Source organism: Shinella sp. GW835-FHT14H05 (assembly GCF_058793575.1).
The window spans coordinates 664,158-685,760 of the sequence record NZ_JBXAFY010000001.1; the positions used below are offsets into that span (position 1 = coordinate 664,158).

Consider the following 21,603-nt stretch of genomic DNA (forward strand, 5'->3'; position numbering starts at 1 on the left):
TTTTTTTTGTTCTCCCCCCCCCCCCCCCCCCCCCCCCCGCGCCCTCATTTGCTCAGGCGGTCTGCATGGCGCCGGGGCCGGGGATTGCCTTGGGGGGGACCTTGCCGAGGATGATCATGCCGAGCACCTCGTCCTTGGTGACGTCTTCCGTGCGGGCGTGGCCGACGACCTGGCCGTTCTTCATCACCGAGACACGATCCGCGAGGTCGAAGACGTCGTGGATGTCGTGGCTGATCAGGAAGATGCCGATGCCTTCCTTTTTCAGCTGCTTGATCAGTTCGCCGACCTGGGCCGTCTCCTGCGGGCCGAGTGCTGCGGTCGGCTCGTCCATGATCAGGATGCGGGCGTTGAACAGGATCGCGCGGGCGATCGCCACCGACTGGCGCTGGCCGCCGGAGAGGGCCTTCACCGGTTCCTTGAAGCGCTGGAAGTTCGGGTTGAGGCGGCCCATGACTTCGCGGGTCTTGGCCTCCATCGCCACGTCGTCCAGCGTGCCCCAGGGGGTGCGGAGTTCCCGGCCGAGATAGAGGTTGGCGGCGGCGTCGACATTGTCGGCGACGGCGAGCGTCTGGTAGATCGTCTCGATGCCGTATTTCTTGGCGTCGCGCGGGTTGTTGATCTCGGCGGCTTCGCCGTTGATCAGGATCTCGCCGCCATCGCGCTTGTAGGCGCCGGAGAGGATCTTGATCAGCGTCGACTTGCCGGCACCGTTATGGCCGAGCAGCGCCACGACCTCGCCGGGATAGAGGTCGATCGAGGCATTGTCCACGGCGTGGATGCCGCCGAAGGAGATGGAAACGTTCTTCATTTCCACGAGGGGCGTACGGGTGTCCGTCATTGGATGGGCTCCTCTTATTTGGCGCGGGCGCGGTAGACCGTGTCGAGCCAGACGGCGACGACAAGGACCATGCCCACCACGATGCGCTGGAACGGGGTATCGATGCCGACCAGCACCATGCCCGATTGCAGCGATTGCATGACGAGGGCGCCGAGCATGGCGCCTGCGATTGTGCCCATGCCGCCGCCGAGCGACGTGCCGCCGATGACGGCTGCGGCGATGGTGTAGAGCTCATCGAGCTCGCCCTGCGCGTTGGTCGCGGCATTAAGGCGGGCAGTGGAGATGGCGGCGGCGATGGCGCAGAGAATGCCCATCAGCGCGAAGATCTTTACCGTCACCCAGCGGGTCTTGATGCCGGCGAGTTCCGCCGCCTCCTGGTTGCCGCCGATGGCGAAGACATAGCGGCCGAAGCGCAGGCGCGTCGAGATGAAGGTCATCACGATGCCGACGACGATGGCGATCAGGACCGGGATGGCGATGCCGTGCGGGATGAACAGGCCACCGTCCGGCCAGGCGATGCCGTTGGCGTCGGCATATTTGCGGGCGATGGCGACGGGCCAGGGGTAGCTGTTGACGACGGCGATGGCGCCGAGCACCAGCGCGCAGCCTACGGCGGTGAGGAAATACTCCGCCCACATCGGGCGCTGCGGGAAGCCGAAGCGCTGGCGCTGTTTTCGCGAATTGATGATGGTGGCGACGATGGCGATGCAGGCGAGGATGCCGACGACCCAGCTCGCCGTGGCGCCGATCGAGCCCTCGGTGCCGCCGCCCATCAGGCGGAAGGTCGAATCCATCGGGGCGACCGTGCGGCCGCTGGTCACGAACCAGGTTGCGCCGCGCCAGACCAGCAGGCCGCCGAGCGTGACGATGAAGGAGGGCACGTTGAGGAAGGCGATGATGGAGCCGTGCAGCGCGCCGATGGCGGCGCCCAGCAGGATGCCGGCGAGAAGCGTCACGACCCAGATGGCGGGGTGGTTGAAGCCGAGCAGCTGCGGCAGCAGTTCGGCCTGCAGAACGCCCATGCTCATGCCCACGAAGCCGAGGATGGAACCGACGGACAGGTCGATGTTGCGCGTGACGATGACGAGCACCATGCCGGTCGCCATCACGGCGACGGAGGCGGTCTGGACGGAAAGGTTCCAGAGGTTGCGCGGCGTCAGGAACAGGCCGCCGGACAGGATGTTGAAGCCGATCCAGATGATCAGCATGGCGCCGATCATGCCGAGCAGGCGCGTGTCGATCTCGGTTGCGCGGAAGAAGCGCTTTACCGGGTTCTCGCTTGCCGATCGCGCGCGATTGGCTTGTGCGGTAGTCGTGATGTCGGCCATGGCTTTGCCGTCCCCCCACTTTGTTGACGTGTTCTTCGGGCGTGGTCTGAAGTTCAAGCGGGATGTCACGGAAAACCGGTTCCCACTTTTCCGCATCCCGCTTCGAGGATGTTCGCCGTCTTCATCCTCCGCCCGCTGCCCATCTTGCGCAAGCGCCGCAACGTTTGACGTTGCGGCGCCTGGCGATGGTCAGATCAGTACCGGATGGCGGCTACTCAGTTGCAGGCTGCGACCGAGCCGGCAGCAACGCCCTGGCAAGCCGTTTCCTTCGGGATCCAGCCTGCGTCGATGACGACGTTCAGGTTGTCCTTGGTGATCGGCAGCGGGGCGAGGAAGACCGACTTCATTTCGACGCCCTTCGGGCCGCCGTTGAAGGTGGTCACGCCTTCGATTTCGTCCATGGTCTTGCCGCTGGCGAGCGAGGCTGCGATTTCCGCAGCGCGCTTGCCGAGTTCACGGCTATCCTTCCAGACGGAAACGGTCTGGGTGCCGAGCGCCACGCGGTTCAGCGCGGCGTGGTCGGCGTCCTGGCCGGAGACCGGGACGGAGCCGGCGAGGCCCTGTGCCGTCAGCGCAGCGATTGCGCCGCCGGCCGTGCCGTCGTTCGAGGCGACGACCGCGTCGACCTTGTTGTCGTTCGCCGTCAGGAACTGTTCCATGTTCTTCTGGGCGTTTTCCGGCTTCCAGCCATCGGTATAGGCTTCGCCCACCGTCTTGATCTTGCCGGCGTCGATCGCTTCCTTCAGCACTTCCTGCTGGCCAGCGAAGAGGAAGTCGGCGTTCGGGTCGGACGAGGAGCCCTTGATGAAGACATAGTTGCCTTCCGGCTTCACCTTGAACACTTCGCGGGCCTGCATACGGCCGACTTCCTTGTTGTCGAAGGTGATGTAGAAGGCGGCCGGGTTTTCGATCAGGCGGTCGTAGCCGACGACCGGGATGCCTTCAGCAGCGGCCTTTTCGATGGCCGGGCCGATGGCTTCCGAATCCTGGGCGAGAACGATGATGGCGTTGGCGCCCTGGGCGATCAGCGATTCGACGTCCGTCAGCTGCTTTGCTGCGGAAGACTGAGCGTCAGCCGAGATGTACTTGTCGCCGGAGGCTTCGAGCGCTGCCTTGATGGCGGCTTCGTCGGTTTTCCAGCGCTCTTCCTGGAAGTTCGACCAGGAAACGCCGACCACGAGGTCCTTGGCGTGCGCAACGGAATGCAGGGAAACGATGATGGCAGCCCCTGCCATCAGCTTCAGAACGAACTTCATATTATCCTCCCAAGTGAATACCGGCCGCTTGGACGAACCTCCCGCCCTTTCAACGACCGGCCACGATAATACTGTCTCGATGCCCCTCCCGACGGTGCCGGGACTTTTTTCTCGACAGTCGAGAAAATAAATGTCAGAAGTTTTTCGGGCTGTCAACAAGGCATCGAGACCTTGATCGGCAGCACGACAGATGCTTTGGGAGGGGCATGTGTTGCAGCCTATGAAAACGAGTGGAACCCGGGGATGCTGACCAAGTCGAGCACGGAGCTTGTGCGTCAGCAGAACAGCGCGCTCGTGCTCGCCTCTCTGCGCCGGCATGGTCCGCTCGCGCACACCGATATTTCCCAGCATACCGGGCTCGCCTCGGCGACGGTTTCGGCGATTACCGCAGAGCTTGAAAAGGCCGATGTGCTGGAGCGCCGCGAGCAGCAGGCGTCTGCCTCGCGCGGCCGCCCTCGCGTCATCTTCGGTCAGCGGCGCGGGGCGGGTTATCTCGTCACGGTGCGCATCTCGTCCGATATCGTGCAATATTCGCTGGCCGACTATGCCGGCACGCTGATCGACCGGTTCGAAGAAGCGCGCAACCACGCCGACACCTCGACGCGGCCCTTTGCGGAGGCCTTCGTTGCCGCGCTGGAAAAGCTGGTGAGCCGCTCGCGCATAGAGCGGGGGCAGGTACTCGTCGTCTCCATCAGCAGCAAGGGGCTGGTCGATCCCGCCCTGGCGCGTCTCGTCTGGTCGCCGGTTTTTGGCGCGCAGCAGGTGGATTTCGCGGCGCTGCTGGAGCCGCATTGGCGGGCGAAAATCCTGCTCAGCAACGAGACGCTGCTCGTGGCACATGCCATGGCGCTGCGCATGGAAAAAGCGGGCGTGAAAAACCTGCAGGCCGTCGCGGCGCTGTCGCTCGGCCACAGCATCGGGCTTGGCATTGCGCGGTTCGATCGCTCCGGCGAACTCTCCGTCACCGCGCCGAATTTCGGGCACATGCTGAATTCATCGGACGGCAAATTGTGCCGCTGCGGCTCGCAGGGCTGCATCGAGGCGTCCGCCGGTTTCTACGGCATCCTGCGCACCGCCTTCGAAGTGCCGCCGGACACGATCCCGGCGAAGTTCGTGCCGCTTGCCGAGATGGACAAGATCGCGCTGCGCGCCCGCCAGGGCCACCGGATGTCGGAATATGCCTTCCGCCAGGCCGGTCTCGCGCTGGGGCAGGGGCTTTCACGCATGGTCAGCCTCTACGAAAACATGCCCATCGCCATCACCGGCCCCGGCACCCGCTATTTCGACCTCATCCAGCGCGGCCTGGAGGAGGGGCTGGCACAGTCGCAGCAGGTGCGCCTGCTCGGCGCACCGCCGATTTCGGTCGTGCCGGAAGAGGCGACCTTGGTGCTGGAGGGCCACTTTGCCCGTGCACTGGGGGAGATGGACCACGATATTATTGCGGCCAAGAGCGATGGGGATTGAGGGCAGGTGGGGAAAGCCCATTCCGGCTTTCCCGGTTTCCCAGGCGCCTCTCCTCCGTCATGCTCGGGTCGATTACGAGGGCCGCACAAAAAGACCGGGCGACGAAATCGCCCGGCCAGTTGCCTTGGGAGGAGGGTTCCATCAGGCGACGGAGATCTGGCGTTTTTCCTGTACGGATTTTACCGCGGCGTCGGCGAGGGCCAGGGCTGCGAGGCCATCGGCGCCGGACGGCGAGATGGTGGCGCCTTTTTCGATTGCCGCGATGAAGGCGGCGATTTCGTTGGCGTAGGCTTCCGTGTAGCGGGTCATGAAGAAGTCGTGCAGGGGCGGACGGGTGTAGCCGTCGCCGTTGGCGATTTCGATGGAGACCGGGCGCTGGTTTTCGGCGGCGACCATGCCCGTCGAGCCGTGCACCTCGATGCGCTGGTCGTAGCCGTAGGTGGCGCGCCGCGAATTGGAGATGACGGCCTGCTTGCCGGATTTTGTCTGGAGGATGACGGAGACGCTGTCATAGTCGCCCGCCTTGCCGATTTCCGGATCGACCAGAACCGCGGCGGTTGCCGAGACCGAGACGACCTCTTCGCCGAGCAGGAAACGTGCCATGTCGAAGTCATGGATCGTCATGTCGCGGAAGATGCCGCCGGAGCGCTTAATATAGTCGACCGGCGGGGCGCCGGGGTCGCGCGATGTGATGGTGACCATCTCGACGTCACCGATCTTGCCCTCGTCGATCGCCTTGCGCACGGCCATGAAATGCGGGTCGAAACGGCGGTTGAAGCCGACCATCAGCTTGCCCTTGGTGTCTTCCACCACCTTCATGCAGGCGCGCACGCGATCGACATCGAGGTCGATCGGCTTTTCGCAGAAGATCGCCTTGCCGGCGCGCGAAAAGCGCTCGATCAGGTCGGCATGGGTGTCGGTCGGCGTGCAGATCACGACGGCGTCGATGTCCTTGGCCGCCTCGATCGCCTCGATGGTGCGCACGTCGCAGCCGTATTGCTTGGCGATGGCGTCGGCAGCCGCCGGGAAGGCATCGGCGACGGCCACGAGCACGGCGTCCGGATTGCCGGTCACGGCCTTGGCATGCACCTTGCCGATGCGGCCGGCGCCGAGAAGACCAAATCTTACAGTCATGTTGTCCTCATGTGAGCGATTAGCGAATAGGGAATAGCGAATGGGGAGCGGTTGTCGGCGAACTATTCGCTATTCGCCACGCCCTATTCGCTCATTTAACTACGTCTTGCGCTTCTTCTGGCGGTAGACGTCGACGACGACGGCGGCCACGATGATCACGCCCTTGACGATTTCCTGGTAGAAAGCATCGACGCGCAGGAAGGTAAAGCCCGATGTCATGACGCCGAGGATGACGGTGCCGATGACCGTGCCGGTGATGCGCCCGACGCCGCCTGCAAGCGAGGTGCCGCCGATGACGGTCGCCGCGATGGCGTCGAGTTCGTACATCACGCCCATGCCGGCCTGGGCGGTCTGGGCGCGGGCCGCGGTGACGACGCCTGCAAGACCGGCCAGCGCGCCGGCGATGGCATAGACCTTCACCAGATGCGATTCGACATTGATGCCGGAGACGCGGGCGGCCTGCACATTCGCGCCGATCGCATAGGTGAACTTGCCGTAGCGGGTGTAGCGCAGCGCGATGTGGAAGATGACGGCGACGACAAGGAAGATGACGACGGGCCAGATGCCGGTGCCGATGAAGCTGAACTGGTCGGTGAGGCCCGAGACCGGTTGGCCCTTGGTGTACCACTTGGAAATGCCGCGCGCCGAGACCATCATGCCGAGCGTGGCGATGAAGGGCGGGATCTTGGTCTTGGCGATGAGCTGGCCGTTGATGAAGCCGGCGAGCAGCCCGACGCCGATGCCGAGCGCGACAGGCACGATGACGGGCATGTCGGTCAGCGAGGGATAGAGCGCGCGCGGCCAGGTGGAGGACTGCGCGAGGCTGGCGGAGAACATGGCGGTCATGCCGACCACCGAGCCGGAGGACAGATCGATGCCGCCCGTGATGATGACCTGCGTGACGCCGACGGCGATGATACCGATGACGGAGACCTGCAGGATGATGATCGTCAGGCGCTGCGTGTTCATCAGGAAGCTCTGGCCGACAAAAATCCAGCCGAGGATTTCGTAGACCAGCGCGATGCCGATGAGGACGAGAAAGATGCTGAGTTCCGGCGGGAGCCGGCGGGCAGATTTCTGCGCGGCGACCTGGGCTTGCGCTGCGGAATTCGTGCTCATGATTACCTCCCTTGTGGCCGCTCGGCGGCCCAAAAACTTACTGGGCAGCCAGTTCCATCACCGCGACCTGCGTGGCGTCCGCGCGGTCGAGGATGCCGGTGACGCGGCCCTCGTGCATGACCATCACGCGGTCGCTCATGCCGAGCACTTCCGGCATTTCCGACGAGATCATGATGACGGCGACGCCGTCGCGGGCGAGTTCGGTGACGAAGCGGTGGATTTCCGCCTTGGCGCCGACATCGATGCCGCGGGTCGGCTCGTCGAGGATGAGGATGCGCGGATGGGTGAGCAGCCAGCGGCCGATCAGCACCTTCTGCTGGTTGCCGCCCGACAGGTTCTCGATGCGCTCCGACAGGTTCGGCGTCTTGACGCGCAGCTTCTTGCTCATCTCCTCGCAGACCTTGGTCAGCGCGCCCTCGGAAACGAAGCCGTTCTTCACGAACTTGTCCTGAAGCACGGCGATCTGCATGTTTTCCAGCACGTCGAGGATCAGCAGACAGCCGGTCTCCTTGCGGTCTTCCGTGAGGAAGGCCATGCGGTTGCGGATCGCGGTGTTCGGGCTGTCGATGGTAACCTTTTTGCCGTTGATCTCGATCGTGCCCGACGTGGCCGGCGTCACGCCGAAGATCGTCTCGGCAACATTCGAGCGGCCGGAGCCGACGAGGCCGGCAAGGCCCAGGATTTCGCCTGCGCGCACATCGAAGGAGACGTCGTGGAAGACGCCCTTGAGCGAGAGATTCTTGACCGACAGCACGACGTCGCCGATCGGCACCTCTTCCTTGGGGAACATCTGGGTGATCTCGCGGCCGACCATCATGCGGATGATGTCGTCGCGGGTCACGTCGGTGGAGGCATGCGTGCCGATATACTTGCCGTCGCGGAACACCGAGAATTCATCGGCGATCTCGAACAGCTCGTTCATCTTGTGGGTAATGTAGACGATGCCGATGCCCTGCGAACGAAGGTCGCGGATGATGGTGAAGAGGTGCTCCACCTCGCGCTCGGTCAGCGCCGAGGTCGGCTCGTCCATGATCAGCACGTCGGATTCGTAGGAGACGGCCTTGGCGATCTCGACCATCTGGCGGTTGGCGACCGAAAGGTCGCGCACCTGCACTTCCGGGTCCATCACGATGTTGAGACGCTTGAAGAGTTCTGCCGTCTTGCGGTGCATCTCGCCGTGGTCGACGAAGCCGAAGCGGTTCTTCGGCTCGCGGCGGATCCAGATGTTTTCCGCCACCGTCATGAACGGCATCAGGTTCAGTTCCTGATGGATCATGGCGATGCCGTTTTCCAGCGCATCGAGCGGCGAGCCGAGCCGGATCTTCTGGCCCTTCAGCAGCACCTCGCCCTGGTCCGGCGTGTAGATGCCGGCGAGGATCTTCATCAGCGTGGATTTGCCTGCGCCGTTTTCGCCCATCAGGGCATGCACGGTGCCGCGCTTCAGCTTGAACTGGACGTCGTCGAGGGCGACGACGCCGGGGAATTCCTTGCGGACACCTTCCGCGGACAAGAGATATTCGGCATTCGGAATGGCGCCGCTGGCACGAACCGCGGCCATGGTGGTCGGACTGACCATCGTCCCCTCCCTTGCAACCTGAAACGGGTCGGACGCGCGCACGCCTGCGTGCGCGCGTCCATAACAGTCTAGCCGTTCTTGCTTGACCGGCGAGAGCCGATCAGTTCTTCGACTGGAAGTCGGCGATGTTGGCCGGGGTCACGAGCTGGAAGGGGATGTAGACCTTCGTCTCGACCTTTTCGCCCCTGGCGAGCTTCAGCGCGGCATCGACCGAGCCCTTGCCCTGGCCGGCGGCATCCTGGAACACCGTCACGTCGAGGTCGCCCGCAGCCATGGCGGCGAGTGCGTCCTGCGTGGCATCGACACCGGCGACGACGACGCTGTCCATCGAGCGGCCGGCGGCCTTCAGCGCCTGGATGGCGCCGATCGCCATTTCATCGTTGTTGGAGATGACGGCGTCGAATTCCAGGCCGGCGGAGAGCCAGTTGGTCATGAGGTCGGAGCCCTGGGTACGCGACCAGTTGGCGGTCTGCTCCTCGACGATTTCGAGGCCCTTGCACTCGTCGGTCGCAATCACGTCCTTGACGTCCTGCGTGCGCATGCGGGCGGCCTGGTTGGAAAGCTCGCCCATCATGACGACGACCTTGCCCTTGCCGTTGAGGAGCCGGCAGACTTCCTTGGTTTCCAGCGTGCCGGATTCCATTTCATTGGACGCGACGAAGGCCTGCTTTTCCGGCAGTTCGTTGACGTTCACCGGCTCGCGGTTGACGTAGACGAGCGCGATACCGGCATCCGCGGCAGCCTTGGACATGGCGGCGGTGGCGTCGGTATCGACCGGGTTGACGATGATGGCGCTGACGCCGGAAGCGATGAAGTTCTGGATCTGGCTCTGCTGCTTGGCGACGTCGTTCTGTGCGTCCTCGATCTGCAGTTCGACGCCGTCGAGCGTCTTGGCATAGTCGGACATGCCGTTGCGCAGGACGGTCAGGAAGTTGTCGTCGAACTGCGCCATCGTCACGCCGATCGTCTCGGCATGGGCGGCGGTGGACATCATGACGGCGAGTGCCGAGCCAAGAATGAATTTTTTCATGTCGTTCTCCTCCTCAACGTGGTGTCCGGTCGCACCACAGACTGATCCGGATGGCGCGCCCTTGCGGGTGGCCTACCCTTGCTCCTCCCGGGAGGCAGGGGTCAAAACAGAATAAACAAACCGCGAATTCCGTCTTACGGAATGTTTATTCCATTTTCTGCGGAGAACGTCAAGCCTGTTCCATTTTTTCCGATGCGCGATTCATCCCGCTTGGGGAAAAGTGCCGGCGGAGCGCCCGCCGGCACCCGGTTTTCAGATGTTTTCACGCAGGAAGGCAACGCTTTCGGAGACCACTGCCTGCGGGTCTCCAACGTCGTGCACGGCTGGCGAGAAGGGCTCGAAGGAGAGCGGGCCGGTGTAGCCTCCAGCGTGCAAGGCCTTGATCTGGCTGATATTTCCAAGCCGATCCGCCGGGCCGACGAGAACGCGGTGGCCATCACGCATGTCTGAAACGGAGACGGCGGGGTCCTCGACGCCGGAAATATGGACGAGGCCGGTGAGGTCGGCGAAGAGGTCGGGCTCGCCGGCCAGGTGATGATGGAACGTGTCGTGCACCAGACGGAATGTCTGTTCCCCGCCGGCGGCCTTGATGGCCTCCACGGCCTCGCGCTTGGAGCGCAGCGAGCAGATCTCGAAGCCGAGCGGCTCGACGAGGCCGATGATGCCGGCGGCATCCAGCAGGGGTTTCAGTGCGGTCAGTGCTTCCCGGAGGCTCGCCTGCCGCTCGCCATCCGCCTGGCCGGTACCGTCGTTCTTCGGCACGAGAACGAGCGCGCGGGCGTCGCAGGCGCTCGCATAGTCGATGAGCTCCTTGGCTTCTGTGGCGCGGGCCGGTGTCCATTCGTTAAAGCGCTGGAGGGCGTTGATCGAAATGATGGTGACGCCATGGCGCTCGGCAAGCGCCTTCACCTCGTCCGGCGTCGTGCCGTCAAGAATGGCGTTGCCGTCAAGGTCGTTGCGGATTTCGACGGCCGTCATGCCAAGGGAAACGGCAAGGGCGAAGAAGGCGTCGAGCGTCAGCGCGGGCGCCGTCATGTGGTTGAGGGCGAAAGTCAGGGCGGGCATGGAATGGGTCCTCCGGTCTTCGAGGCGGCGATCGGGCGGCCTCGCATGCACGCATGAGGATCGGGAAGGGTTTTGCTGGCGTCAAAGCCGAAGGTCGCAGATGCGCCCTCATCGCTGAAAGATTAGCGGCGCGCGTGAGGGAAAACCATCATTTCCACTTCAGATATTTTCCGGCGTGAAGATATCGAACGGCAGGAAGGTCTGGCCGGGAACCGCGCTCCCACCCTTCTCGATGGCGGTGATCATCAGCGTGACGAGTTCGCGACAAAGTGCTGCGAGCGGCGTGTGGATGGCCATGGTGACCACGTCGTCGGCAAGCCCGGCCTTCGATTCCGGAGTCAACTCGTTGACGATCAACTGCACCTTTCCCGCATAACCCTCTTCCCGCACAGCGGAAATCGCCCCCTCCATGCCGCCGCCGGCGACATAGAGGCCGACCAGATCGGGATGCTGCGCCAGCAGGTTGGCGGTCGCCTCGTGGGTGATTTCACTCGTGTCGAGGTTGACCAGCGTGTCGAGCACCTCGAAACCTTCGCCCTTCTCGCGGAAGAAGGAGCGGAAGCCGATCTCGCGCAGTTCATGGCCGTGGAAGCGATGGCTGCCGACGAAGATCGCCACCTTGCCGGGGCGCTTGGCGCCCTTGGCGATCATCCACGCGGCGGTGCGCCCGACCTTCATATTGTTGAGGCCGATATAGCCCTGGCGCACATCCATGGCGAAGTCGGAGAGCAGGCAGAACAGCGGAATGCCGCGGCTTTTCAGGTCTTCTACCATGGTCGTGGTCGCCGGATAGTCTGGTGCAACGACGGCGAGCGCCTGATTGCGGGTCGAGAGCTGGCGCAGCATTTCGGCCATCGCGGCCGGCGTCTGCGTGGGGATGAAATCGATCTGCGGCACGATGCGCGCGGTGGTGCAGGCATTGCAGGCGATTTCGATCTCGCGGGCAAAATTCTGATAAAATGCCTGGTTGGGGCGCTGGAAGCTGAAGCCCAGCCGATATTGCGGCAGGTCCTCGAAGACGCGCTGCCGGATGAGGCCGAGCGCGTGATAGCCGATCGCATTGGCGGCATCGTAGACCCGGCGCGCCGTCTCCTCGCGCACCTTGTGGCGGCCGTTCAGCACGCGGTCGACGGTCGCGACGCTGACGCCGGCCGCGTTGGCGAGATCCGTAATGGTCGGCCGCGATGCCATGTTCCCCTCCGTGAAATCTTTCCATCATAATCGAATGATGGTAAATGATAGGATTTGACGCATTCTATCATGGCAGGATTGAGAGATGCAAGCATCGGTATTATCGTTTGCCCATCAGATGGAGGAGACGGGCGATGAAGCCGACGAAGCGGGACTACAGCCTTCTTGGCCGCGATGCCGAGGCGGCCGTGGCAAACGGCCTTGCCGCGGCCGAGTGGTATCACACCGACATCCCGCGCAAGGAGATGAAGGCGCTGATGCAGCGCAGCGACGGACCGGCGATCCGCGACACGGCGATCTGGCTCGGCGCGATGCTCGTCACCGGCGCTCTCGGCATCTGGTTCTGGGGAACCTGGTGGGCTCTGCCGTTCTTCCTGGTCTATGGCGTGCTCTACGGTTCGGCGTCCGATTCCCGCTGGCACGAATGCGGCCACGGCACGGCCTTCAAGACGATGTGGATGAACGACGCCGTCTACCAGATCGCCTGCTTCATGATCATGCGCAATCCGGTGACCTGGCGCTGGAGCCACACCCGCCACCACACGGACACGGTCATCGTCGGCCGCGATCCCGAAATCGCCGTCATGCGTCCGCCGGATCTTTTGCGCCTCGTGCTCAATTTTTTCGGCCTGCTCGACGCCTGGCATGCCGTTATCGATATGGTGCTCAATGCTTCCGGCGTAATGAGCGCTGCCGAAAAAACCTTCATTCCCGAATCGGAACAGCCGAAGGCGATCCGCGTCGCCCGCATCTGGCTGGCGATCTATCTCGCGACCATCGCCCTCTGTTTCGCCACCGGCTCGATCCTGCCGGCTATGCTGATCGGCCTGCCGCGGCTCTACGGCGCCTGGCACCATGTGCTGACCGGCCTGCTCCAGCACGGCGGCCTCGCCGACAATGTCACCGACCACCGGCTGAACAGCCGCACGGTCTACATGAACCCCTTCAGCCGCTTCATCTATTGGAACATGAATTACCATGTGGAGCACCACATGTTCCCGATGGTGCCCTATCACGCGCTGCCGCGGCTGCACGCCATGATCAAGCACGACCTGCCGGCGCCGAACCCGTCCATGTGGCACGGCTACAAGGAAATGCTGCCGGCCTTCCTGCGGCAGCTGCGCAACGAGGACTACTTTCTGAAGCGCGACCTACCGATGACGGCCCGGCCCTACAAGGAAGAGTTCCACGCAGAACCGGCCGTCGCGGCCGCCGAATAACCCCCAAGTCTTTGGAGGAGACAACCATGAGCGACACCTGGATCGAGGTCTGCGCAGCGGACGAAATCGACGAGGAGGATGTCATCCGCTTCGACCATGCGGGCCGCACCTTCGCGGTCTATCGCAGCCCGGAGGACACCTATCACGCCACCGACGGGCTCTGCACCCACGAGAAAATCCATCTCGCCGATGGCCTCGTGATGGACCACGTCATCGAATGTCCCAAGCACAACGGCCGGTTCAACTACAAGACTGGCGAGGCCAAGGGCGCACCCGTCTGCGTCGACCTGAAAACCTATCCGGTCAAGGTCGAAGGCGGCACCGTCTTCATCGGTCTGTAAGGAGCCCGTCATGGCAGATTTCATCATCGTCGGCACCGGCGAATGCGGCGCCCGCGCAGCTTTCGCGCTGCGCGAGAAGGGTTTCGACGGCACGATCACGCTGATCGGCAGCGAGATGCATCTGCCCTATGAGCGCCCGCCGCTCTCCAAGGAGGCGCTCGTCGCAGGCGCCGGCCCAAAGCTCGTGGCGGATGCGGAGCGTTATGCGGAGGCGCGGATCGATGTGTTCACCGGCCGGACGGTGTCCGAGATCGACTGTGCCGGAAAACGCATCGTGCTCGGCGACGGCTCCGCACTTGCGTATGACAAGCTGCTGCTCACGACCGGTGCCCGGCCACGAGCCTTGCCGGGCGCGCCCTATGCCGGGGGGCGAATCGTTGCGTTACGCAGCCATGACGATGCCGCGGCCATTCGCGCGCATCTAGTCAATGGCAGCCATATCGCCATCCTTGGCGGTGGCTTCGTCGGCCTGGAGCTTGCGGCGAGCGCCCGCAAGCTTGGGGCGACGGTGACGCTGGTCGAGGGGCTGCCCCGCGTGCTGACGCGCGGCGTGCCGGCCGAGATCGCCGCGATCGTGGCGGAGCGCCATGCGGCGGAGGGCGTCGAGATCCTCTGCGGCGCCAAGGTGGCGGGTGTCGAGGACTTGCCGGGCGAGGTTCGCATCGCGCTTGAGGACGGACGCGTCGTCTCGGCAAATCTTCTCATCGTCGGCATCGGCGCGGTGCCGAATACGGAACTGGCGGAAGCGGCGGGTCTTGCGACGGAAAACGGCATCGCGGTCGACGGAATGCTGCGCACCTCCGATCCGGATATCTTCGCGGCCGGCGACTGCACATCCTATCCGCTACCGCTCTACGGTGAGCGCCGCATCCGGCTCGAATCCTGGCGCAATGCGCAGGAGCAGGGCGAGCTTGCAGCGGCCAACATGCTCGGCGGTGTGGAAACCCATTCCGCCGTGCCGTGGTTCTGGTCGGATCAATACGACATGACCTTGCAGATCGCAGGCCTCGCCGATGGCGCGGTCACGACGGTTCGGCGCGACATGGGCGAGGGGGCGTTCATCCTGTTCCATCTCGATGCCGAGGGCCGTCTGATCGCCGCAAGCGGCATCGGGCCGGGCAATGCGGTGGCGCGCGATATCCGCCTTGCGGAAATGCTGATCGCCGCGCGCGCCCATCCCGATCCGGCCGAGCTTGCCGCGCCGGAAACCAAACTCAAGAAACTGCTTGCCGCCTGAACCCTGGAGATCACCGTGAAGAACAAGAGACCGACCGTCGCCGACCTTCAGGCGATGAAGGGCAAGCGCCAACTCACCATGCTGCGCGTCGTGACGCTGGAGGAGGCTGCCGCTGCCGAACAGGCGGGCATCGACCTCGTCTCCTTGCCGCCCGCGCTGTTGGGACCCGCCTTTCGCGAGGCGGCGCCTACGGTCTTCGCCTTTCCCGGCCTCGAATATGGCGATTTCGTCACCGCGGACGACTATCTGCGCGGCGCCTTCCAGGTGATGAAGGCGGGCGGCGATGCGGTCTATTGCGCGGCCGGCCTTTCCACCGTCCGGCGGCTGCGCGAGGAGGGCATCCCGGTCTGCGGCCATGTCGGGCTCATCCCTTCGAAGGCGACGTGGACGGGCGGCTTCAAGGCGGTCGGCAAGACGGTGGCGAGTGCGCTGGAAATCTGGCGGCAGGTAAAGGCGCTGGAAGAGGCCGGCGCCTTTGCCGCCGAAATCGAGGTCGTGCCGGGCGAGGTTGCGGCTGCGATCAGCGCGAAGACGTCGCTCCTCATGCTCTCGATGGGCGCCGGCACAGGCTGCGATGCGCAATATCTCTTTGCCGACGATGTGCTTGGCCAGAACCGCGGCCATTATCCGCGCCATGCCAAGGTCTATCGCAATTTCGCGGCCGAATATGACCGGCTCCAGCACGAGCGCATCGCCGCCTTCCGCGAATATGCGGAGGACGTGCGCTCCGGCGCCTATCCGGAGAAGGGGCACCTCGTCGGCATCGAGCCCTCGGAGCTTGCCGCTTTCCTCGATCGTCTCGATGCCTGAAAAGCCGGTTTCCCCGCGCGGAAAAACCGCCTATAGACGGGCGAAGGCGTGAGGAGACGTTCATGAAAATCATCGATACCGACCATCCGTTCTACCGTCCGCTCTGGCGGCGGCTGCTTCTGGTCGGGGTCTGTGCCGCATGGACGGGCGTGGAATATTATAATGGCGAGCAGACCTGGGGCACGATCTTCCTCGTCGTCACCGCCTATGCCTTTGCCAACCTCATCCTGTTCTTCAAGCCCTCCGATCCGGCCGCAAAGCCCCCGGAAGAGCAACCCAAGAGCTAGCGCGACAACCCTAAACTCTTCTCGACATTGATCCGCCGGATCGTCTCGTCGATCAGCATGTTGGCGATCTTCATGCGGAGGGTCGCGTTGTCGCGCAGGTCGGGCGGCACGCCGTCCGGGTGGTTTTCGCGCGCAAAGCTGCGGCGGCGGGCGAGCAGCTCGTCCACGCTTTCCTTGCCATGCAAGGCGAGGTCTTCCGCTACCTCTTCCGGCGCGATGCGCAGGAGATGCGGTGGTGGCTCGGGCGGCAACGGTTCCGGCTCCGGCGGCACGGGAGCAGGCTCTTCGTAGAGATCGAGATAGGCGGCGGCGGCCTGCGAGCCGGACACGAAGGTTCCGCCCATTCCCAGACCCGTAAAGCCGGAGGTCAGGCCGCGGATCTCGCCCGAGCCTTCTTCCTCAAGCTCTTCGTCTTCCTCCGCTTGGCGTGCCTCGGCCTTCAGCCTTTCCAGCACGGATTCGAAAACGGTCAGGCCGAACATCAAAAGTCTCCTCAGTCCGGAGAGAGCATCCGGCTGCGTTGCAGGATCAGATCATAGAGCAGTTTGGCGCTCGGCGGCAGCGCCCTGCCTTTGACGGAAATGAGGCTGTACGGCTTGATGTCAATCTCGAAATCGGTGTTCAGGATGCGCACGTCACCCGCCTGCGCGCCGACATCGGCGATGAAGACCGCCATGTCGCGGGCGACGGGGGCAATCGCATTCGAGCCGCAGACGATGGCGGTGGTGAGCAGGATCGACGAGGTGTTGACCACGGTGGAGGGAAGGGCGACGCCGGCAGCGATGAACAGTTCCTCGATGCGTCGGCGCAGAAGCGTGCCGGCCGGCTGGAAAACCCAGTCGTAATGCGGCAGGTCGGCGAGGCCGACGACGGGTTTTTCAAGAAGCGGATGGCCCTTGCGCACGATGAGACAGGCCTTTTCGATGCCGATCTCGGTGACGTTGAAGAGGCGCGGATTGAGATCGTCCGGCACGCGGGCGATGATGAAATCCTGCCGCGCCGCCAGCAACTCCCGGGCGAGCACGTTGCTCGTCTCGACGCGCACATTCACCTCGATGCCGGGATAGGCGGCGCTGACCTGCTGGATCGCCGGCACGGCAAGGCTGATCGCCGGCGCCGTCACCGAACCGAGGAAGACCGAGCCGCCGGTGCCGGATTTCAGCGCCGAAAGCTCGCGGTCCACCTCGCGCAGTTCGAGCAGAATGGTGCGTGCCCGGCGTGCGAAGGCGCGGCCGAAGGCCGTCAGCGCCACGCCGCGCGAGACGCGCTCGCACAACTGGGCCTTGAGGATCGTCTCCATTTCCGTCAGCATGCGGGAGGCGGCGGGCTGCGAGATGTTCAGCGCATCGGCTGCGGCGCTCACCTGCTTGTGCTCCTCGATCGCGACGATCATGCGCAGGTGGCTGAGCTTCAGGCCGCTGCGCAGCAGGCCGACGCCCTGCAGGTTGTCGGCGCTGTCATCGGAAAAGAGGCGTTCGTCGATATCGTCCTCCAAACGCATGGTTACTCCAATCCATAAAATAGTACATTTGCCCCATAATATATCAGTTCTGATATCGATTTAGAAGCTTATTGCATTTGACAGTTATGGCAATTCGTACGACCTTGCGCCAATGTGCGCTGGGGTCCTTGGGAGTGGGGACCGGCGGGTCTTGCGCCCGGCCAGTCTGGACCGTCGTCTGAATGCGACCCCGTCGCGCACAGAACAATGCCTGGCCGCAATATCGGCCAGTGCGCACAAGGGAGAGACCTTTCAATGAAAATGATCACTTCGCTTCTCGCCGCCGCCGCCATCAGCGTCGCGTCGTTCGTGGCGCCGTCCTTCGCCCAGGACAAGGGCATGGTCGGCATTTCCATGCCCACCAAGACCTCGACCCGCTGGATTTCCGACGGCGAGACGATGGAAAAGCTCTTCAAGGAAGCCGGCTACACGCCGGACCTGCAGTTTGCTGACGACGATATCCCGAACCAGCTCGCCCAGATCGAAAACATGGTCACCAAGGGTGCCAAGGTTCTCGTCATCGGCGCCATCGACGGCACGACGCTCTCCGACATTCTCCAGAAGTCGGCCGATGCCGGCGTGAAGGTCATCGCCTACGATCGCCTGATCCGCGATTCGGGCAATGTCGACTACTACGCCACCTTCGACAACTTCCAGGTCGGCGTTCTGCAGGCCACCAGCCTCGTCGACGGCCTCAAGGCGAAGTTCCCGGACACCAAGCCGTGGAACGTCGAGCTCTTCGGCGGTTCGCCGGACGACAACAACGCCTTCTTCTTCTATGACGGCGCAATGTCGGTCATCCAGCCGCTGATCGACAGCGGCGACATCGTCATCAAGTCCGGCCAGACCGGCATGGAAACCGTCGGCACGCTGCGTTGGGACGGTGCCGTGGCCCAGGCCCGCATGGAAAACCTGCTGTCCTCGACCTACACCGACGGCCGCGTCGATGGCGTTCTGTCGCCCTATGACGGTCTCTCGATCGGTATCCTGTCGGCCCTGAAGGGCGTCGGCTACGGCTCGGGCGACCAGCCGATGGCGATCGTCACCGGCCAGGACGCCGAACTGCCGTCCGTCAAGTCGATCCTCGCCGATGAACAGTATTCGACGGTCTTCAAGGACACGCGCGAACTGGCCAAGGTCACCGTCAGCATGGTCAACGCGATCCTCGAAGGCAAGGAGCCGGAAGTGAACGACACCAAGACCTATGACAATGGCGTCAAGGTCGTTCCGTCCTACCTCCTGAAGCCGGTTGCCGTCGACAAGTCCAATGCCGAGAAGATCCTCGTCACGGACTCGGCCTACTACACGGCCGACCAGCTGAAGAACTGATCGTTCTCCATTCTCCGGGGTTCGCGCCAAGCTGCGCGAACCCTCTTTTCTCCGGATCGCAGAGCGAATAGGCTCGGTTTACCGCCGCATGGTGGAGGACCGGCTGCTGGAAACTGATACATGAGCAAGACCCTTCTCGAAATGCGTGGCATCACGAAGACGTTTCCGGGCGTAAAGGCGCTCGACAACGTCAACCTGAAAGTCCGCGAAGGCGAGATTCACGCCCTTGTCGGCGAAAACGGCGCCGGCAAATCCACCCTCATGAAAGTGTTGAGCGGCGTCTATCCGGCCGGCTCCTATGAGGGCGAAATCCATTTCGACGGCGAAGTCCGCCGTTTCTCCACGATCTCCGACAGCGAGCATCTGGGCATCATCATCATTCACCAGGAGCTGGCGCTGGTGCCGCTTCTGTCGATTGCCGAAAACATCTTCCTCGGCAACGAGGTGGCGACCAACGGCATCATCGACTGGAAGCTCGCCTTCCGCCGCACGCAGGAACTGTTGAACAAGGTGGGCCTCAGGGAGCCGCCGGGCACGCTGATTACCGATATCGGCGTCGGCAAGCAGCAGCTCGTCGAGATCGCCAAGGCGCTCTCCAAGAAGGTGCGCCTGCTCATCCTCGACGAGCCGACCGCCTCGCTCAACGAGAAGGATTCCGATGCGCTGCTGAAGCTGCTCGTGGAGTTCCGCGCGCAGGGCATGACGTCGATCATCATCTCGCACAAGCTGAACGAGATCAAAAAGGTCGCCGACCAGATCACCATTCTGCGCGACGGCGGCACGGTGGAGACCCTCGACTGTCATCACGAGGATATTTCCGAAGACCGCATCATCAAGGGCATGGTCGGCCGCGAGATGGAAGACCGCTATCCGGCCCGCGAGCCGAAGATCGGCGAGACGCTGCTGGAAGTGAAGAACTGGAACGTCTTCCACCAGCACCACCGCGACCGGCAGTTCCTGCACAATATCAGCCTCAACGTGCGCGCCGGCGAAGTGGTCGGCATTGCCGGGCTGATGGGGGCGGGCCGCACCGAGACGGCGATGAGCATCTTCGGCAAGTCCTGGGGCCACAAGATCACCGGCGAGGTCGCGATGCGCGGCAAGCCGGTCGATGTCAGCACCATTCCCAAGGCGATCGATGCGGGCCTTGCCTATGTGACGGAAGATCGCAAGCATCTCGGCCTCGTGCTGATCGACAACATCATGCACAACACGACGCTCGCCAACCTCAAGGGCGTCTCCAAGGCGGCGGTGATCGACAATCACCAGGAGACCAAGGTCGCCTCCGGCTACCGCTCGCGGCTGCGCATCCGGTCCCACTCGATCTATCAGGAAGCGGTCAATCTTTCGGGCGGCAACCAGCAGAAGGTCGTGCTGTCGAAGTGGCTGTTCACCGATCCGCAGGTGCTGATCCTCGACGAGCCGACGCGCGGCATCGATGTCGGCGCGAAGTTCGAAATCTATACAATCATCAACCAGCTTGCCGCCGAGGGCAAGGGCATCCTCATGATCTCGTCGGAGATGCCGGAACTGCTCGGGACCTGCGATCGCATCTATGTCATGAACGAAGGACGCATCGTGGCCGAGCTCTCCAAGGCGGAAGCAAGCCAGGAATCCATCATGCGCGCCATCATGCGCTCCGGGGAGAAACACTGATGTCCACCGACACCGCGACAAAGACGACCCAGCCTTCGGTGGGGGAATACCTCAAGAAGAACATCCGCGAATATGGCCTCCTGGTCGCGCTCGTCGTGATCATGATCTTCTTCCAGGTCATCACCAACGGCGTGCTCTTCCGCCCGGTCAACATCACCAACCTGGTGCTGCAGAACTCGTTCATCGTCATCATGGCGCTCGGCATGCTGCTGATCATCGTGGCGGGGCATATCGACCTGTCGGTCGGCTCCATCGTCGCCTTCATCGGGGCGATATCGGCGATCATGCTGGTGAAATGGGGCGTACCGGCGATCATCGTCGTGCCGGCCTGCATTCTCGTCGGCGCGGCGATGGGCGCGGCACAGGGCTATTGGGTCGCCTACCAGAAGATCCCGTCCTTCATCGTCACGCTCGCCGGCATGCTCGTCTTCCGCGGCATGACCTATGTCGTGCTTGGCGGCCGCCCGGTCGGTCCGTTCCCCAAGGACTTCCAGATCCTCTCCACCGGTTTCGTGCCGGACTTCCTGTCGATCACCGACCCGGCAACCAGTCTTATCAAGAACTATTTCGCGCTCGTCGTGGTCATCCTGCTCGTCGGCTACGCCATCTATGCCGGCCTTCGCGAGCGCAGCCAGAACGCGCTGCATGAGACCGAGAACGAGCCCTTCGCCTTCTTCGCCGGGCAGATGGTCATCATCAGCGCGGTGGCGATCTTCCTTGGCTTCCAGCTTTCCACCTATCGCGGCCTGCCGAACGTTCTCGTCATCATGGGCCTCCTGATCGTGCTCTATACGTTCGTCACGACGCGCACGACGATCGGCCGGCGTATCTATGCGATGGGCGGCAACGAGAAGGCGGCGAAGCTTTCGGGCATCAATACAGAGCGGCTGACCTTCTACACCTTCGTCAACATGGGCGCGCTTGCGGCACTCGCCGGCATGATCATCGCCGCCCGTCTCAACTCCGCGACCCCCAAGGCCGGCGTCGGCTTCGAGCTCGACGTCATCGCGGCCTGCTTCATCGGCGGCGCTTCGGCCTCCGGCGGCGTGGGCAAGATCACCGGCGCGGTCATCGGCGCCTTCATCATGGGCGTCATGAACAACGGCATGTCGATCATGGGTATCGGCATCGATTACCAGCAGCTCATCAAGGGCCTGGTGCTGCTCGCTGCCGTGTTCTTCGACGTCTACAACAAGAACAAGGGCTGACCGGAAACCGGCC

General features: G+C 63.4%; 20 protein-coding genes. 9 read left to right on the top strand and 11 right to left on the bottom strand.

The window, feature by feature from the left end; all coding sequences use genetic code 11:
- Positions 1-52 precede the first annotated feature (52 nt).
- From AC1Q6Z_RS03345 to xylF, 3 genes are all read right to left on the bottom strand, one after another.
- The gene (locus AC1Q6Z_RS03345) at positions 53-838 is read right to left on the bottom strand and encodes an ATP-binding cassette domain-containing protein (protein ID WP_435267850.1); all 786 of its coding nucleotides are present in this window, start codon (positions 836-838) and stop codon (positions 53-55) included.
- A 14-nt stretch (positions 839-852) separates the two neighbouring features.
- On the bottom strand, positions 853-2,166 hold the full coding sequence (locus tag AC1Q6Z_RS03350) for a sugar ABC transporter permease (RefSeq protein ID WP_256117693.1): 1,314 nt from the start codon (positions 2,164-2,166) through the stop codon (positions 853-855).
- Between the two features lie 215 nt (positions 2,167-2,381).
- Positions 2,382-3,422 (bottom strand): D-xylose ABC transporter substrate-binding protein, encoded by a 1,041-nt coding sequence (xylF, locus tag AC1Q6Z_RS03355; protein ID WP_256117692.1) that lies wholly within the window; start codon positions 3,420-3,422, stop codon positions 2,382-2,384.
- Positions 3,423-3,665: 243 nt separating this feature from the next.
- On the opposite strand from xylF, the gene AC1Q6Z_RS03360 reads away from it, so the two are divergent.
- The gene (locus AC1Q6Z_RS03360) at positions 3,666-4,886 is read left to right on the top strand and encodes an ROK family protein (RefSeq protein WP_492646735.1); all 1,221 of its coding nucleotides are present in this window, start codon (positions 3,666-3,668) and stop codon (positions 4,884-4,886) included.
- Between the two features lie 141 nt (positions 4,887-5,027).
- Here the strand turns inward: AC1Q6Z_RS03360 and iolG are convergent, their stop codons facing one another.
- From iolG to AC1Q6Z_RS03390, 6 genes are all read right to left on the bottom strand, one after another.
- Complete coding sequence (iolG, locus tag AC1Q6Z_RS03365; protein ID WP_492646736.1) at positions 5,028-6,020, bottom strand: inositol 2-dehydrogenase; 993 nt, start codon at positions 6,018-6,020, stop codon at positions 5,028-5,030.
- Between the two features lie 99 nt (positions 6,021-6,119).
- Positions 6,120-7,139 carry an ABC transporter permease gene (locus tag AC1Q6Z_RS03370; RefSeq protein WP_256117685.1) on the bottom strand — a complete coding sequence of 340 codons (1,020 nt, stop codon included), beginning with the start codon at positions 7,137-7,139 and terminating at the stop codon, positions 6,120-6,122.
- A gap of 37 nt (positions 7,140-7,176) precedes the next feature.
- Positions 7,177-8,715 carry a sugar ABC transporter ATP-binding protein gene (locus AC1Q6Z_RS03375; RefSeq protein ID WP_435267847.1) on the bottom strand — a complete coding sequence of 513 codons (1,539 nt, stop codon included), beginning with the start codon at positions 8,713-8,715 and terminating at the stop codon, positions 7,177-7,179.
- 100 nt (positions 8,716-8,815) lie between these two features.
- Positions 8,816-9,745 carry a sugar ABC transporter substrate-binding protein gene (locus AC1Q6Z_RS03380; protein WP_435267846.1) on the bottom strand — a complete coding sequence of 310 codons (930 nt, stop codon included), beginning with the start codon at positions 9,743-9,745 and terminating at the stop codon, positions 8,816-8,818.
- Between the two features lie 252 nt (positions 9,746-9,997).
- Positions 9,998-10,810 (bottom strand): TIM barrel protein, encoded by an 813-nt coding sequence (locus AC1Q6Z_RS03385; RefSeq protein ID WP_492646737.1) that lies wholly within the window; start codon positions 10,808-10,810, stop codon positions 9,998-10,000.
- A 159-nt stretch (positions 10,811-10,969) separates the two neighbouring features.
- Entirely contained in the window at positions 10,970-12,001 is a 1,032-nt protein-coding gene (locus AC1Q6Z_RS03390) for a LacI family DNA-binding transcriptional regulator (protein WP_492646738.1), read from the bottom strand.
- Between the two features lie 134 nt (positions 12,002-12,135).
- Here AC1Q6Z_RS03390 and AC1Q6Z_RS03395 point away from each other — a divergent pair, with 134 nt between their 5' ends.
- The 5 genes from AC1Q6Z_RS03395 to AC1Q6Z_RS03415 all read left to right on the top strand — a co-directional run bounded on the left by AC1Q6Z_RS03395 (position 12,136) and on the right by AC1Q6Z_RS03415 (position 15,896).
- Positions 12,136-13,221: a fatty acid desaturase family protein gene (locus AC1Q6Z_RS03395; protein ID WP_492646739.1), complete on the top strand. Its 1,086-nt coding sequence runs from the start codon at positions 12,136-12,138 to the stop codon at positions 13,219-13,221.
- A gap of 26 nt (positions 13,222-13,247) precedes the next feature.
- Complete coding sequence (locus AC1Q6Z_RS03400; RefSeq protein ID WP_319324112.1) at positions 13,248-13,562, top strand: MocE family 2Fe-2S type ferredoxin; 315 nt, start codon at positions 13,248-13,250, stop codon at positions 13,560-13,562.
- Positions 13,563-13,572: 10 nt separating this feature from the next.
- Positions 13,573-14,799, top strand: coding sequence for an NAD(P)/FAD-dependent oxidoreductase (locus AC1Q6Z_RS03405; protein WP_492646740.1), 1,227 nt, complete (start codon positions 13,573-13,575; stop codon positions 14,797-14,799).
- 15 nt (positions 14,800-14,814) lie between these two features.
- Complete coding sequence (locus AC1Q6Z_RS03410; protein ID WP_492646741.1) at positions 14,815-15,609, top strand: 3-methyl-2-oxobutanoate hydroxymethyltransferase; 795 nt, start codon at positions 14,815-14,817, stop codon at positions 15,607-15,609.
- Between the two features lie 62 nt (positions 15,610-15,671).
- Positions 15,672-15,896, top strand: coding sequence for a hypothetical protein (locus tag AC1Q6Z_RS03415; protein ID WP_256117672.1), 225 nt, complete (start codon positions 15,672-15,674; stop codon positions 15,894-15,896).
- Here the strand turns inward: AC1Q6Z_RS03415 and AC1Q6Z_RS03420 are convergent.
- Together AC1Q6Z_RS03420 and AC1Q6Z_RS03425 are read right to left on the bottom strand one after the other, a co-directional pair.
- The gene (locus tag AC1Q6Z_RS03420) at positions 15,893-16,378 is read right to left on the bottom strand and encodes a hypothetical protein (protein WP_492646742.1); all 486 of its coding nucleotides are present in this window, start codon (positions 16,376-16,378) and stop codon (positions 15,893-15,895) included. The genes AC1Q6Z_RS03415 and AC1Q6Z_RS03420 overlap by 4 nt on opposite strands.
- Before the next feature lie 11 nt (positions 16,379-16,389).
- Complete coding sequence (locus AC1Q6Z_RS03425; RefSeq protein ID WP_435267838.1) at positions 16,390-17,397, bottom strand: LysR family transcriptional regulator; 1,008 nt, start codon at positions 17,395-17,397, stop codon at positions 16,390-16,392.
- Positions 17,398-17,652: 255 nt separating this feature from the next.
- Between AC1Q6Z_RS03425 and chvE the strand changes: the two genes are divergently transcribed.
- The 3 genes from chvE to mmsB all read left to right on the top strand — a co-directional run bounded on the left by chvE (position 17,653) and on the right by mmsB (position 21,590).
- Positions 17,653-18,726 (top strand): multiple monosaccharide ABC transporter substrate-binding protein, encoded by a 1,074-nt coding sequence (gene chvE, locus AC1Q6Z_RS03430; RefSeq protein WP_256117669.1) that lies wholly within the window; start codon positions 17,653-17,655, stop codon positions 18,724-18,726.
- Between the two features lie 120 nt (positions 18,727-18,846).
- Complete coding sequence (mmsA, locus tag AC1Q6Z_RS03435; protein ID WP_492646743.1) at positions 18,847-20,382, top strand: multiple monosaccharide ABC transporter ATP-binding protein; 1,536 nt, start codon at positions 18,847-18,849, stop codon at positions 20,380-20,382.
- On the top strand, positions 20,382-21,590 hold the full coding sequence (mmsB, locus tag AC1Q6Z_RS03440) for a multiple monosaccharide ABC transporter permease (protein WP_492646744.1): 1,209 nt from the start codon (positions 20,382-20,384) through the stop codon (positions 21,588-21,590). Before mmsA ends, mmsB begins: the two co-directional genes overlap by 1 nt.
- Positions 21,591-21,603: the final 13 nt, after the last annotated feature.

What these genes read in the sequence shown, in the direction of transcription:
- xylF (WP_256117692.1), bottom strand. Translation starts at nt 3,422, where the DNA reads ATGAAGTTCGTTCTGAAGCTGATGGCAGGGGCTGCCATCATCGTTTCC.
- AC1Q6Z_RS03380 (WP_435267846.1), bottom strand. Translation starts at nt 9,745, where the DNA reads ATGAAAAAATTCATTCTTGGCTCGGCACTCGCCGTCATGATGTCCACC.
- AC1Q6Z_RS03385 (WP_492646737.1), bottom strand. Translation starts at nt 10,810, where the DNA reads ATGCCCGCCCTGACTTTCGCCCTCAACCACATGACGGCGCCCGCGCTG.
- AC1Q6Z_RS03370 (WP_256117685.1), bottom strand. Translation starts at nt 7,139, where the DNA reads ATGAGCACGAATTCCGCAGCGCAAGCCCAGGTCGCCGCGCAGAAATCT.
- mmsB (WP_492646744.1), top strand. Translation starts at nt 20,382, where the DNA reads ATGTCCACCGACACCGCGACAAAGACGACCCAGCCTTCGGTGGGGGAA.
- AC1Q6Z_RS03420 (WP_492646742.1), bottom strand. Translation starts at nt 16,378, where the DNA reads ATGTTCGGCCTGACCGTTTTCGAATCCGTGCTGGAAAGGCTGAAGGCC.
- AC1Q6Z_RS03390 (WP_492646738.1), bottom strand. Translation starts at nt 12,001, where the DNA reads ATGGCATCGCGGCCGACCATTACGGATCTCGCCAACGCGGCCGGCGTC.
- mmsA (WP_492646743.1), top strand. Translation starts at nt 18,847, where the DNA reads ATGAGCAAGACCCTTCTCGAAATGCGTGGCATCACGAAGACGTTTCCG.
- AC1Q6Z_RS03375 (WP_435267847.1), bottom strand. Translation starts at nt 8,715, where the DNA reads ATGGTCAGTCCGACCACCATGGCCGCGGTTCGTGCCAGCGGCGCCATT.
- iolG (WP_492646736.1), bottom strand. Translation starts at nt 6,020, where the DNA reads ATGACTGTAAGATTTGGTCTTCTCGGCGCCGGCCGCATCGGCAAGGTG.
- AC1Q6Z_RS03425 (WP_435267838.1), bottom strand. Translation starts at nt 17,397, where the DNA reads ATGCGTTTGGAGGACGATATCGACGAACGCCTCTTTTCCGATGACAGC.
- AC1Q6Z_RS03405 (WP_492646740.1), top strand. Translation starts at nt 13,573, where the DNA reads ATGGCAGATTTCATCATCGTCGGCACCGGCGAATGCGGCGCCCGCGCA.
- AC1Q6Z_RS03395 (WP_492646739.1), top strand. Translation starts at nt 12,136, where the DNA reads ATGAAGCCGACGAAGCGGGACTACAGCCTTCTTGGCCGCGATGCCGAG.
- AC1Q6Z_RS03415 (WP_256117672.1), top strand. Translation starts at nt 15,672, where the DNA reads ATGAAAATCATCGATACCGACCATCCGTTCTACCGTCCGCTCTGGCGG.
- AC1Q6Z_RS03360 (WP_492646735.1), top strand. Translation starts at nt 3,666, where the DNA reads ATGCTGACCAAGTCGAGCACGGAGCTTGTGCGTCAGCAGAACAGCGCG.
- AC1Q6Z_RS03350 (WP_256117693.1), bottom strand. Translation starts at nt 2,166, where the DNA reads ATGGCCGACATCACGACTACCGCACAAGCCAATCGCGCGCGATCGGCA.
- chvE (WP_256117669.1), top strand. Translation starts at nt 17,653, where the DNA reads ATGAAAATGATCACTTCGCTTCTCGCCGCCGCCGCCATCAGCGTCGCG.
- AC1Q6Z_RS03345 (WP_435267850.1), bottom strand. Translation starts at nt 838, where the DNA reads ATGACGGACACCCGTACGCCCCTCGTGGAAATGAAGAACGTTTCCATC.
- AC1Q6Z_RS03400 (WP_319324112.1), top strand. Translation starts at nt 13,248, where the DNA reads ATGAGCGACACCTGGATCGAGGTCTGCGCAGCGGACGAAATCGACGAG.